This window comes from Pseudomonas sp. HLS-6 TE3448 (assembly GCF_053629555.1).
In genome coordinates this window covers 1,836,471-1,849,197 of sequence record NZ_JBRJIO010000001.1, presented here as the reverse complement: position 1 = coordinate 1,849,197, position 12,727 = coordinate 1,836,471, and the positions used below count along the sequence as shown (strand labels likewise).

At 61.3% G+C, this 12,727-nt stretch carries 12 protein-coding genes; 6 read left to right on the top strand and 6 right to left on the bottom strand.

Going from position 1 to position 12,727, the window contains the following annotated elements; genetic code table 11:
* The first annotated feature begins 54 nt into the window (after window positions 1-54).
* A complete protein-coding gene (locus AB7M23_RS08565) occupies window positions 55-1,485 on the top strand; it encodes a TolC family outer membrane protein (RefSeq protein WP_454240607.1) in 1,431 nt (476 codons plus the stop codon).
* Window positions 1,486-1,547: 62 nt separating this feature from the next.
* On the opposite strand, the gene waaA is transcribed toward AB7M23_RS08565, so the two are convergent.
* Together waaA and AB7M23_RS08555 are read right to left on the bottom strand one after the other, a co-directional pair.
* A complete protein-coding gene (gene waaA / locus AB7M23_RS08560) occupies window positions 1,548-2,816 on the bottom strand; it encodes a lipid IV(A) 3-deoxy-D-manno-octulosonic acid transferase (RefSeq protein WP_065758727.1) in 1,269 nt (422 codons plus the stop codon).
* A gap of 14 nt (window positions 2,817-2,830) precedes the next feature.
* Window positions 2,831-3,721, bottom strand: a complete 891-nt coding sequence (locus AB7M23_RS08555; protein WP_454240606.1) for a LysR family transcriptional regulator — start codon at window positions 3,719-3,721, stop codon at window positions 2,831-2,833.
* Window positions 3,722-3,809: 88 nt separating this feature from the next.
* Between AB7M23_RS08555 and AB7M23_RS08550 the strand changes: the two genes are divergently transcribed.
* The 4 genes from AB7M23_RS08550 to AB7M23_RS08535 all read left to right on the top strand — a co-directional run bounded on the left by AB7M23_RS08550 (window position 3,810) and on the right by AB7M23_RS08535 (window position 7,198).
* Window positions 3,810-4,142: a DMT family transporter gene (locus tag AB7M23_RS08550; RefSeq protein WP_065758725.1), complete on the top strand. Its 333-nt coding sequence runs from the start codon at window positions 3,810-3,812 to the stop codon at window positions 4,140-4,142.
* A gap of 68 nt (window positions 4,143-4,210) precedes the next feature.
* A complete protein-coding gene (locus tag AB7M23_RS08545; RefSeq protein WP_454240605.1) occupies window positions 4,211-5,386 on the top strand; it encodes an NAD(P)/FAD-dependent oxidoreductase in 1,176 nt (391 codons plus the stop codon).
* A complete protein-coding gene (locus tag AB7M23_RS08540; protein ID WP_454240604.1) occupies window positions 5,383-6,195 on the top strand; it encodes an aldo/keto reductase in 813 nt (270 codons plus the stop codon). The genes AB7M23_RS08545 and AB7M23_RS08540 overlap by 4 nt, the downstream gene beginning before the upstream one ends.
* Before the next feature lie 40 nt (window positions 6,196-6,235).
* Window positions 6,236-7,198, top strand: a complete 963-nt coding sequence (locus AB7M23_RS08535; protein ID WP_454240603.1) for a metal ABC transporter ATPase — start codon at window positions 6,236-6,238, stop codon at window positions 7,196-7,198.
* A gap of 15 nt (window positions 7,199-7,213) precedes the next feature.
* Here AB7M23_RS08535 and hldE read toward each other — a convergent pair whose 3' ends face one another.
* The 3 genes from hldE to AB7M23_RS08520 all read right to left on the bottom strand — a co-directional run bounded on the left by hldE (window position 7,214) and on the right by AB7M23_RS08520 (window position 10,792).
* On the bottom strand, window positions 7,214-8,635 hold the full coding sequence (gene hldE, locus AB7M23_RS08530) for a bifunctional D-glycero-beta-D-manno-heptose-7-phosphate kinase/D-glycero-beta-D-manno-heptose 1-phosphate adenylyltransferase HldE (RefSeq protein ID WP_065758721.1): 1,422 nt from the start codon (window positions 8,633-8,635) through the stop codon (window positions 7,214-7,216).
* Between the two features lie 133 nt (window positions 8,636-8,768).
* Complete coding sequence (gene msbA, locus AB7M23_RS08525; protein WP_330522288.1) at window positions 8,769-10,577, bottom strand: lipid A export permease/ATP-binding protein MsbA; 1,809 nt, start codon at window positions 10,575-10,577, stop codon at window positions 8,769-8,771.
* Window positions 10,578-10,585: 8 nt separating this feature from the next.
* Window positions 10,586-10,792 carry a hypothetical protein gene (locus AB7M23_RS08520; protein ID WP_330522287.1) on the bottom strand — a complete coding sequence of 69 codons (207 nt, stop codon included), beginning with the start codon at window positions 10,790-10,792 and terminating at the stop codon, window positions 10,586-10,588.
* Here AB7M23_RS08520 and AB7M23_RS08515 point away from each other — a divergent pair.
* The gene (locus AB7M23_RS08515; RefSeq protein WP_330522286.1) at window positions 10,791-11,396 is read left to right on the top strand and encodes a lipopolysaccharide kinase InaA family protein; all 606 of its coding nucleotides are present in this window, start codon (window positions 10,791-10,793) and stop codon (window positions 11,394-11,396) included. The genes AB7M23_RS08520 and AB7M23_RS08515 overlap by 2 nt on opposite strands.
* Here the strand turns inward: AB7M23_RS08515 and AB7M23_RS08510 are convergent.
* Window positions 11,382-12,497, bottom strand: a complete 1,116-nt coding sequence (locus AB7M23_RS08510; protein WP_454240602.1) for a glycosyltransferase — start codon at window positions 12,495-12,497, stop codon at window positions 11,382-11,384. The two genes, AB7M23_RS08515 and AB7M23_RS08510, sit on opposite strands and share 15 nt — an antisense overlap.
* Between the last annotated feature and the right edge of the window lie 230 nt (window positions 12,498-12,727).

Here is a 12,727-nt window from a genome sequence, read left to right as displayed (position 1 = left end):
CACTGCACTACGCTCCGAACTAAGCGACTATCTAACTCGTTCAAGGATTGCCCTATGCTGCGCAAACTTTCACTGGCCCTTGCCGTGTCTTGTGCTACCAACGGAATGGCCTGGGCAGCAGAAGCGCCCTTGTCCGCAAAGACCGACCTGGTCAGCGTCTATCAAGAAGCAGTCAACAATAACGCCGATCTGGCAGCGGCCCAGGCCAACTACGGTGCTCGCCGCGAAGTCGTACCGCAGGCGCGTGCCGGGCTACTGCCAAACCTCTCGGCCGGGGCCGAGATGCAGAGCACCCGCACCCAGTTCGATGAACCCTCGACCACCGCCAACCGCAGTGGCAACTCGTGGCAAGCGACCCTGTCGCAGCCGATTTTCCGTGCCGATCGCTGGTTCCAGTTACAAGCGGCACAGGCCGTCAATGAACAAGCGGCACTGGAGCTTTCGGCTACCGAACAGAATCTGATTCTGCAGAGTGCAGACAGCTATTTCAGCGTGCTGCGTGCCCAGGACAATCTGGCGGCGACCAAGGCCGAGGAAGCCGCGTTCAAGCGCCAGCTGGACCAATCCAACGAACGCTTTGACGTGGGCCTGTCGGACAAGACCGACGTACTGCAGTCCCAGGCAAGCTATGACACGGCGCGGGCCAACCGGATCCTTGCCCAGCGTCAGGTCGAAGACGCCTTCCAGGCACTGATCACCCTGACCAACCGTGAGTACAACGCGATCCAGGGCATCGTACATACCCTGCCCGTGCAGGTGCCGATTCCGAACGACGCCACCGCCTGGGTCGACACCGCCGCACGGCAGAACCTGACCTTGCAGGCGACCAACTATGCCGTCAGCGCCGCGGAGGAAACCCTGCGTCAACGCAAGGCCGGGCATGCCCCGACGCTCGATGCAGTGGCCAACTACCAGAAAGGCGACAACGACAACCTGGGGTTCAGCAACCCAACGCCGGGTGTTCGATACGGAGGCGATGTCGAACAACGCAGCATTGGCCTGCAGTTGAACATTCCGATCTACAGTGGCGGGCTGACCAGCTCGCAGGTGCGTGAGGCCTACCAGCGCCTGAACCAGACTGAACAGCAACGCGAGAGCCTGCGCCGCCAAGTGGTGGAAAACACCCGCAACCTGCACCGTGCAGTGAACACCGATGTGGAGCAGGTGCAAGCGCGCAAGCAGTCGATCATCTCCAACCAGAGCGCACTGGAAGCGACCGAGATCGGCTACCAGGTCGGGACACGCAACATCGTCGACGTACTCGATGCCCAGCGTCAGCTGTACACCTCGGTGCGGGACTACAACAACACCCGCTACGACTACATCCTCGACAACCTGCGCCTCAAGCAAGCCGCTGGCACACTGAGCCCGCAGGACCTGCAAGACCTGACTCGCTACCTGAAAGCCGACTACAACCCGGACAAGGACTTCCTGCCGCCTGACCTGGCCAAGGCCGCACAAGCGAACTTCGAGCGCCGCCCCTGACCGCACACCGGCAAGCCGCACACGGGACCGCAATGGACCGTGCTGGCGTGCCGGTGACACCCTCAGAACAACCGCGCCAACCCGTCCAGTAAACGCTGCAATGCACCCTGGTTGGCGCGCATCACTGACAACCCGGCATCACCCATGCGCCGAGCGTCGATTGGCAATTCAATCAAGCGGCGCACCTGTGCAGCCAGGCCTTGCGCGTCGTCCACTTCCTGCAAAGCCCCCGCTTCACGCAACATCGCTGCGATTTCCAGAAAGTTGAACAGGTGCGGCCCACTGAGCACCGGCTTGGACAAGGCCGCCGGTTCCAGGACGTTATGCCCGCCATTGGCGACCAGGCTACCGCCGACGAAGGCAATGTCTGCCAACGCATACAGGAACAGCAACTCGCCCATGGTGTCACCGAGCAGTACCTGGGTTTGCTCAGTGACCGCTTCGCCACTGGAGCGGCGCTGTGTCACACACTGCTGCTGACAGAGCTCGAACACGGCATTGAAACGCTCTGGGTGACGCGGCACGAGAATCAGCAAGGCGTCGGCGTGGTGTTCCAGCAGTTGCCGGTGCGCCTGCAGAATGATCGCGTCTTCGCCCTCATGGGTACTCGCCGCGATCCATACTGGGCGCCGATCCGCTTGCCACTGTGCACGTAACTGACCGGCACGGACCAACAGCTGAGGATCGATGCTCAGGTCGAACTTGATCGACCCGGTAACCTCAACACATTCGGGACGGGCGCCCAACTGACGGAAACGCTCGGCCTCGGCCTCGGTCTGAACTGCAATCAGGCTCATCTGCGCCAGCATCGGCTGGGTCAGCCTGGCAAATCGCCCGTAGCCACGCGCAGAGCGCTCAGACAACCGGGCATTGGCCAAAGCCACCGGTATACCTCGTTTGGCGCACTGGTTGATGTGGTTGGGCCAGAGCTCGGTTTCCATGATCACCGCCAGGCGCGGCTGTACGTGATCCAGAAAACGTGCCGCCGCCCAGGGCAGATCGTACGGCAGGTAGCAGTGCTGAACGCGCGGCTCATCGGCAAACATAGCCCTGACCCGCTCGGAGCCGGTCGGGGTCATGCACGTGATGGTGATGGGCAGCTGTGGATAACGTTTGAGCAAGGCCCGCACCATCGGCGCTGCAGCAATACTTTCGCCCACCGACACGGCATGCACCCAGATGCCGCCGGTCTGCATCGGTGCAAGGCCCTTGGCAAAGCGCTCGCCGATACGCTTCGCATAGGCTGGCGCCTTGCGCGAGCGCAGGTACAGGCGCAGCGCGACCAGCGGCAGGCCCAGGTGAAACAGCAGGGTATAAAGGGTTCTGTTCATGGCGCCGCAGTGTACTAGCCAATGGCGCGCAAGTGCAGTGCGAAGCGTTCAGCCAACCACTGTGCAGCCGGCCCCAGGGGCTCATCCCGCCGCCATGCCAGTTCCACCACCAATGCTGGCGGCGTCCATTCACTGGCCAACTCGACCATCTGCGTCTGGTAAGTCGGGTACTGCACCACATGCCGGGGCAACCAGGCCCAGCCCAGGCCTCGCATCAGCAACTCGGCCATGGCGTAGAAACTGTCTGCACGCCAGATCTGTGGGCTGATCGGCTCGCCACCGGGGTAGCCGCTCTCCTGAGGGGTAATCAACAACTGACGGTGCTGCGCCAATTGCTGCCGACTGACCCACGGCAGTTGCGCCAACGGGTGATGGATCGCACACACCGTAACCATCTCGACGCTACCCAACGCCCGACGCTCCAGCGCGGCAGGCATATGGTCATGATGGAACAGCAACCCGAGGTCCGCCCGACGCTCAACCAACTTGCGCGCTACATCCCCCTGTGCGCCGCTGGCCAACTGCACTTCAAGTAGCGGAAAACGCTGGGCCAGTTCATCCAGGCTGTCGATCACCGGCTGATAAGGCATGGCCTCATCCTGGGCCACACGCAATTGCGCCTCCTGCCCGCGCATCAGCGCCAGGGCCCGGCCATCCAGGCGCTCGCATTGGCGCAACAGTTCGCGGGCGTCCTCCAGTAACGCAGCGCCTGCTTCGGTCAGGCGCGGTTGACGGCCGCTACTGCGCTCGAACAGGACGACCCCCAAGTCTTCTTCCAACAAGGCAATGCCACTGCTGATCGCCGACTGCGCCTTGCGCTGCTCACGGGCAACAGCGGAAAACGAGCGCAACTCCGCCACGCGCACGAACAGCCGCACCTGCTCCAGACTCCACTGCTCGCTCATCGCAACCTATCTCCAATCTAGATAGCTAATGACTTTACCGCATTCGACCATCCTCTAGAATGCCCACCAACTACAGAGGACACCCACCATGAACGCCTACACCTACCTCGCTATTGCCATCTTCGCAGAAGTCATTGCCACCGCCTCCATGAAAGCGGTCAAAGGCCTGAGCACGCCACTGCCCCTGCTGCTGATGGTCTGTGGGTATGCCGTGGCGTTCTGGATGCTGACCCTGGTCGTGCGCAGCATTCCGGTGGGTATCGCATACGCAATCTGGTCAGGGCTGGGGATCGTCCTGATCAGCATCGCCGCATTGCTCCTCTATGGCCAAAAGCTCGATACCCCCGCCATCCTGGGCATGGCGATGATTGTCGGCGGCGTGGTAGTAATTCAGGTGTTTTCAAAAACCGCCGGGCATTGATGCCAGGCAGGGTGCAAACCGCCGCAGGCTGTATACTGCGCTCCTGTCCCAGCTTGTGAGGTTTGTACATGCCATCGGTTATTTCTACCGACGTCCTGATTGTCGGCGCAGGGGTCGCAGGCCTCTGGCTCAATGCGCGCCTGCGTCGTCAGGGCTATTCGACGGTTCTGGTAGAGCGCGACAGCCTCGGTGGCGGGCAAACCCTGAAATCCCAGGGGATCATCCATGGCGGCGCCAAGTACGCCCTGCACGGCGCCCTGACCGGTGCCTCGGAAGCCATCGCCGACATGCCTCGGCGCTGGCGCGAAGCCCTGGCCGGTAGCGGCGAACTGGACCTGTCCGGTGTGCGCCTGCTATCTGAAGCGCACTACCTGTGGTCCCCGGGTACCCTGGCGGGCAATCTCACCAGTTTCTTTGCCAGCAAAGCCGTGCGCGGCCGGGTCGATCAGGTCAAGGGCGAGCAGCTGCCACCTGCCCTGCAGGATCGCGCCTTCAAAGGCAAAGTCTACCGCCTGGCCGAACTGGTCATTGATGTCCCCAGCCTGCTCGATCGCCTGGCGATCCTGGCCGGGGACAGCCTGCTTGCGGGCGAGCGGATCGAGCCGCTGCGTGAAGGCGATGAACTGGTCGGCCTGCGGGTCGATGGCCGCGAGATCCGTGCGCAGCGCGTAGTGCTCAGCGCGGGCGCCGGCAACGCCGAACTGCTCACGGCACTTGGCCTTAGCCAGCCGGCCATGCAAACACGCCCCCTGCACATGGTGCTGGCCAAAGGGCCAAGCCTGAAACCCCTCTATGCGCATTGCCTCGGTGGTGGCCCCAAACCACGCGTCACCGTCACCACCCACCCGGCGGCCGATGGCCAGTGGGTGTGGTACCTGGGCGGCGACCTTGCAGAAGCAGACGGCGTTGCACGCGAACCGGATGCACAGGTCGCGGCAGCGAAGAAGGAAGTGGCCAGCCTGCTACCCTGGGTCGATCTCAGTCAGGTGCGCTGGGCAACCCTGCGGGTTGATCGGGCAGAGCCGGCACAATCAGGCCTGGTACGCCCAGACAACGCCTTCCTCGCCGAGCAGCAGCGCTTGCTGGTCGGCTGGCCAACCAAACTGGCACTGGCCCCAGACTTCGCCGATCGCGTAATGGCCAGCCTGACGCGCGACGGCATTACGCCCGGAGCCTGTAGCACACTGCCGGAACTGCCAAAGCCGCCCATTGCCCCACCTGTCTGGGAGCAGTTGCTGCCATGAACCAAGCCACCTTGCATGACCTGCACCGCCCGCTGGGTAGCCTGGGCCTGATGGTCTCGCCACTAGGCCTGGGCACCGTCAAACTGGGCCGCGACCAAGGCGTGAAATACCCCAACGGCTTCACGATCCCGGATGACCGTGAAGCCCGTCAGTTGCTCGTCCAGGCCCGCGACCTGGGCATCAACCTGATCGACACCGCGCCCGCCTATGGCCGCAGCGAAGAACGCCTTGGCCCGTTGCTGCGCGGCCAGCGGCATGAATGGGTGATCGTCAGCAAAGTGGGCGAAGAGTTCGACAACGGCCTTTCGAGCTTCAACTTCAGCGCGGCCCATACCCGCCTCTCGGTCGAGCGCAGCTTGACGCGCCTGGAAACCGACTGCATCGACCTGGTACTGGTGCACTCTGACGGCAACGATCTGCATATCCTTGAGCAGGAAGGCGTTTACGAAGCCCTCGCGCAGCTCAAGCAGGAAGGCAAGATCCGCGGCTTTGGCCTCTCCGGAAAAACCGTCGCCGGTGGTTTGAAAGCTCTGGAACAAGGCGATTGCGCCATGGTCACCTACAATCTCAACGAGCAGGGCGAACGACCGGTACTGGACTATGCCGCCGCGCACGGCAAAGCCATTCTGGTGAAGAAGGCACTGGCCAGCGGCCATGTCTGCCTGCACGCGGACGAAGATCCCGTGCGTGCCAGCTTTGAGCTACTGTTTGCCCATCCCGGCGTCAGCAGTGCTATTGTCGGCACCATCAACCCCGTACACCTGGCCCATAACGTGGCCACCGTTGCCCAGGTATTAAGCAAGCGCTGAGCCGCCGTCGCGGCCGACCCCAACGCAAGAAGGAGCCGACATGCCGCGAACGCTGATCCGCAAGAACCCCAGCAACTTCAAGACACTGCCGCTCCATGTCGAAGCCAGCCCGGAAGGGCTGAGCTACCAGAGCATCGGCAAACCGCTGAATTTTGCCCAGACCCTGCAGCGGCGCAAACCCATCCAGTTGAGCGATCACCAACACTTCGTGGCCGAGCTGGCCAACCTCGGGGTGTCGGTGCGACTGACGCTGCAATGGCAGAACCGCGACTATTGGGTACTGGTGCGCCAGCGCCGTCAGGACCGGGGCGATGTCGTGCTCAAGCTGATCTCCGGTTATGTCCCCGCTCAGGAACTGAACCTGCCGCTGCACACTGCGATACAGGAAGTGGCCGAGGAATGCCTGCTGGAGACGCCCGAGGGGTGGCTGAGTGGACGCTTCAACGAAACCTGGTTACCGGCGCCCTATGCTGAAGCCCTGCACTACCGTGACGCCCTGCCCTTTGTCGTGACGCCACTTTCAGGTGCCGCACGGCCCGTACGCTGCGCCAACCTGCAACTGTTGGAACGGCCACGGGCCTATGTGCATCTACCCACGGCGTCGCTACAACTGGTCTATGACCTGCGCCTTCAGGTACCCAAGGAAGCGAGGTCGCTGAGCCTGTTCCACGTCGACGAACGCCTGGAAGGCGACCAACTGGTCGCTCGGCTGAATCGCAGCCGGCCCGACCTTTACCTGATGCCACTCGAAGACGGACGCCCCCTGGCTGAGCTCTACACGCTGAAGAAGGATCGTCTGAACCCGGCCAGCACCCGCGGCGTGTATCTGGCTGAGAGTTTTGCCCGGCAGGACGGCTGGGTCGTCAAGGAAGAGCGTATTCGCTGGAAGGACTGGCTCAGGCAGGAAGGCCTGAACCCGGCCCGCAGCGAGTCTGGGCTGAGTCGCCTGACGGGCAAGGCCAGGCAACTGCTGCAGATGGCCCGTGGCAGCCTGCACAAGTAGCGCAGGCTGTTCGGGTCAGTTTTTGCGGATCTTCTCGACGATCGCTGTGGTCGAGCTGTTTTCCACCAGCCCCAACACCTTCACGGTTCCGCCGTAGGCCCTGACGATCTCGGCGCCGACCACCTGGTCGATACCATAGTCGCCACCTTTGACCAGCACGTCCGGCTTGAGCTGGCTGAGCAGGTTCTCCGGGGTCGCTTCAGGGAAGCTGATGACCCAGTCGACAGCACCCAGGCCTGCCAGCACCGCCATGCGCCGGTCCACGCTGTTGATCGGGCGACCTGGCCCTTTCAGGCGGCTGACCGATGCATCATCGTTTACCGCCACGATCAGTCGATCACCCTGGGCACGCGCCTGCTCCAGGTAGGTCACGTGGCCCGCGTGCAGGATGTCAAAACAGCCGTTGGTGAACACGATTTTCTCGTTGTGCGCCCGGGCATCATCGATGGCCAGCAGCAACTGCTCCAAGCCCAACACGCCGCGTTCGGAACCTTCCTCGCGCTGAATGGCGCGGCGCAGCTCCGGTGCACTGATGGCTGCAGTACCGAGCTTGCCCACCACGATACTGGCGGCCAGGTTAGCCAGGCCCACTGCCTGCGGAAGCGCTTCTCCGGCCGCAATGGCCGCCGCCAGGGTGGAAATGACCGTATCGCCAGCACCGGTGACGTCGAAGACTTCACGCGCACGCGCAGGCAAGTGCAAGGCCGGTTGCTCTGGACGCAGCAGGGTCATGCCATGCTCGCCACGAGTCACCAGCAACGCACCCAATTCAAGTTCACGCATCAACTGACTGCCCTTGGCGACCAACTCGGTCTCGTCAGCGCAACGTCCAACGATGGCCTCGAACTCGCTCAGGTTGGGCGTGATCAGGCTGGCACCACGGTAGATGGAGAAATCCTTGCCCTTGGGATCAGCCAACACCGGAATACCTTTGGCACGGGCGGCCTGGATCAGGCTTTGATGGTTCTTCAACGCACCCTTGCCGTAGTCCGACAACACCAGCACCTTGACGCCGTCCAGCAAGGCATCAACTTCGGCACCGAGCGACAACGGGTCGGTGGCGAAAGGTTCTTCAAAGTCGATACGCAGCAACTGCTGGTGACGACTCATCACCCGCAATTTGACGATGGTCGGCTGATGGGCAATACGCTGGAAGATCGAACGGACACCGGCCGCCTTCAGGCTATTGGTCAAGCTGTCGGCCGCTTCGTCCTGGCCGGTAACGCCGATCAGCAACGCCGGCGCACCCAGCGCAGCAATGTTCAAGGCAACGTTCGCTGCACCGCCCGGGCGGTCCTCGATCTGTTCGACCTTGACCACCGGCACCGGGGCCTCAGGCGAAATACGTGAGGTGCCGCCATGCCAGTAGCGGTCGAGCATGACATCGCCGACCACCAATACCGGGGCTTGATCGAAACGCGGCATGGACAACTTCATGGGTAACCCATATACAAAATGAACAGGGGCGGAATATTAGCACAGGCGAAACAGAGGCTTGATTGCCGCCGCACACGCGGGCGCTCACACGCCGATTGGCAGCCGGGGCACAGCAGGCCCCGGCATGCATGCATCAGGTGATGTCGGCCTTGCTTGGCTCGTCCAGCCCCATCGCATGCAGGCGGGCGTAATAGCCGTTCTCCGCAATCAACTGGCTGTGTGTACCGCGCTCGACGATACGCCCCTGATCCATCACGAGAATCAGGTTGGCCTTTTCGATGGTCGACAGTCGGTGGGCGATCACCAGGGTGGTTCGGCCTTTCATGACCTGATCCAGCGCAGCCTGAATGTGCCGCTCCGACTCGGTATCCAGCGCCGAAGTTGCCTCGTCAAGAATCAACAGCGGGGCATTCTTGAGCAATGCCCGAGCAATTGCCAGGCGCTGACGCTGGCCACCAGACAACAGCACGCCGTTCTCACCGACCTCGGTGTCGAAACCATGCGGCAACTGCTCGATGAAGTCCTTGGCATAGGCGTCGGCAGCCGCTGCTTCGATCTGCTCACGCGGTGCTCCGGCCAGGTCGCCATAGGCGATGTTGTTGGCCACAGTATCGTTGAACAAGGTGACGTGCTGGGTGACCTGGGCAATGTGCCGACGCAGGTTACGCAGGCGATACTCCTCGATTTCCACGCCGTCCAGCAGGATCTGGCCCTGCTCGTGGTTGTAGAACCGTGGAAGCAGGCTGGCGAGGGTCGACTTGCCGCTGCCGGAACGCCCCACCAGTGCGATCATCTGACCGGGCTCGGCACTGAAACTGATGTCATTGAGCACCTGACGCTCGGTACCCGGGTAGGTAAAGCTCAGGTTGCGCACTTCAAGGCGACCGCTGACGCGCTCACGCTCCACCGTCCCAGTGTCACACTCGGGCTCAACATCCAACTGCTCGAAAATACTCTCGGCCCCGGCCACACCCTTCTGGATGGTCGAGCTGACTTCCGACAACTGGCGAATCGGCTTGGGCAACAAGCCCGCGGCAGTAATGTAAGCCACCAGATCACCGGCAGAAGCATCTCCGCGCAAGAACAGCACCAGGAACATCAGCACGGCCATGGCCGAATAGATCACCAATTGCAGCATTGGTGTATAGATCGCACCGGTCTTGGTCATCCGCAGCTGTTTGTTGGTGTTGGTCTGGCTGGCATTGGCAAACCGCTCCTGCTCATAGCGCTCACCACCAAAACTGCGCACCACGCGATAGCCTTGAATGGTTTCCGAAGCGACATGGGTCACATCCCCCATCGCCACCTGGATTTTCTTGCTCTGCTTGCGGAATTTCTTGCTGGCGGTACCGACCATGACTGCAATAAGCGGCAGGATCGCCAGCATGACCAGCGTCAGCTTCCAGTTCATCCACAACAGGTAGATGAACAGGAAAACAACGGTCAGGCCTTCGCGAATCACCACCTTGATCGCATCGGTCGCCGCCCCCGTGACCATGGTCACGTTGAAGGTAATCCGCGAGATCAGATGACCGGAGTTGTGGCTGTCGAAGTAGCGATTGGGCAGAACCAGCAGATTGTTGAACAGCTCAACCCGCAGGTCATGCACCAGGCCAAGGGAGACCTTGGCCAGAAAGTAGTTACCCAAGAAGGAGCCAAGCCCCTGCCACGCGGCAATGGCCACGATCAGCAAGGGCACCGCCTGGAGCAACTGCAGGTCGCGCAGGTACGGCACATTGGGGAACAACACCGCTTCGGGGTTGCTCAAGCCGTCGACGAAGTATTTGAGAATGCCCGCCAGCATCGGCTGGGTCGAGGCAAAGATCACAAAGCCAACGATGCTCAGCAGGAAAATGCCTATATAAGGCTTCACATAGCTCAGCAGCCGAAAGTAAATTTTCAGACTGGAGCCCTGCTCCGCCTCTCGCGGTGTTTCAGCCATCTTCGAGCTCACTGTTCTGGTAGAACGGAAAATTTTATCACAGCCGACGTGATGGGCATGCCATCACAGGAACTCGGCTCACCGTAAAGAGCAATCACAGGCTCATGATGCCCGCGCTGCCAATGAATCAAAGCATCCTGCCATGGTGCATTCCTGAAGTTTTCGGCATTATGGCCTGTCATTTTGCGTGCCATTTTCAACAAGGCCTCAACCATGCAATGCTCCCGGCTCACTCAGGCCGACCTCGAACAGCTGATACTCGGCGCCCAGATCCTGGAGGCCGATAGCTTTGGCGCGAAAGTCTACCTGCTCGAGAACGGTAATATTCTTAAACTCTTCAGGCGCAAGCGTTTTTTCTCTTCGGCGCTGCTGCGACCCTACTCCCGTCGCTTCATCGACAATGCCGTACGCCTGGAAGCATTTGGCATCCCCACACTGCATGTACTAGCCCATTACCGACTCGACGAACCCGGCAAGACTGCAGTGCTGTACCGCCCGCTGCCCGGCAAGACCTTGCGCCAAATCAGCCAACAGCCCGGCTTCAGCTGGCAGAAAACGCTGCCGGAAATGGTGTCGCTGATTCGCAAGCTGCACCACTGCGGGATCTATTTTCGTTCACTGCACCTGGGCAATATCGTCGTGACACCCGACAGTCACCTGGGGCTCATCGACGTAGCGGACATGAAATTTCTCCGGGCACCCTTGCCTGAACGCATGATCAAACGCAACGTGCAGCATTTTGCCCGTTACCTGTCTCGCGAGCAGCTCAGCGAAGCGTTTCCACTCGTTGAGCTGGAACATGCGTTACTGGCCCGCTGAAGCAGACACCGGAGCCAGCAGATCGCGGGAGGTCTGGCTGAACGTTTGCCAGGCCTGCGCAGGTGCCAAGGCTCGGTACTGGGCACTCGCTACCTCGACGGCAGGTAGCGCAGCACAGCGTTCGATGGCCTGCGCCCATGCCTGGGTATCACCCACGGGCGCGTAGCATCCATCCTCGCCCAGTTGCTCGCGGAAAACGGCCAGATCGCTGCATAGCACCGGCACACCAGCCAGAACAGCTTCCTGCAGCACCAGGCCCAGCCCTTCCGAATAGGAGGGAATCAACACCCAGTCGAAAGCGCGATAGAGCTGATCACAGCCAGAAAAGTACCCCGGCAGAATGACCTTCCCGAGCAGCCCGAGTCGCTCGACACGCGCTTCAAGATTCACGCGCTCAGCACCCTCACCAAGAATAAACAAACGCAGATCGGGGTGCGCCCTGGATGCCTGGGCAAAGGCATCGATCAGATAATCGAAACCCTTGCTAGCGACCAGACGCCCGACAGCGCCCATTACCCTGACCCCGTCCGTACTCACCCCCAGTGTCTGCCGAGCCTGTTCACGTGCCAGCAGTGCGGCTTCAAAGCACGAGGGCTCAAGCGCACTGCGCAACACGGTCACCGGCAAGCCTGTAGTGCCTTGCAGTGCATCGGCAAGCGTGCGAGAAACGGCAACCAACGTCAGCTGAGAGGTAGGAAGGGACTTGAGCAACGAGACATCGGCCGTACTCAGACGTGTCTCGCCATGAAAAAGGACGGCAACCCGGACACTGGGCAAGCTGCGCAGGACCGGGAGCAACAAGCGCGCTACACCCACACCGTCGAGCAGCACCGCACCGGCATCAGCCTCCAGCAAGGCCTTGCGAAAACGCGCGCGCAACCAAGGGCCAAGCAGTTTCCAGACGTGCCGCCCCTTGATCAAGCGCGGGGACAGGTTCCATTCCAGGCTTGGCGACCCAGCACTGTCGGACAAGGCACGGCCTTGCAGCAACCAGTTGATGACTGAAGTTCCGGGCGCCGCCAGCGAAAGAATCTGCTGATGGACCTTGTGCACTGAAACAAAAGGCGAGCCACCAGCCCACATGATGTTGATCACGTTCATGAGGCAGCACACTCTGCTTCACGCCATACGAAAATGACACAGGCGAACGCATCCACTGAAAAAGCCAATGTCATCTCCATTGATAAAATCCATTCCACACTTTACTGCACAATCCGAACAGCGCGCATGAACACGACGAATACATGACGCCAAAAAGGCAGGATATTGCCACAAACCGAGCGCCTGATGCGGAGCAGTTCTGCCCTTCGCCGCCTGCGCCTGGCTAACCC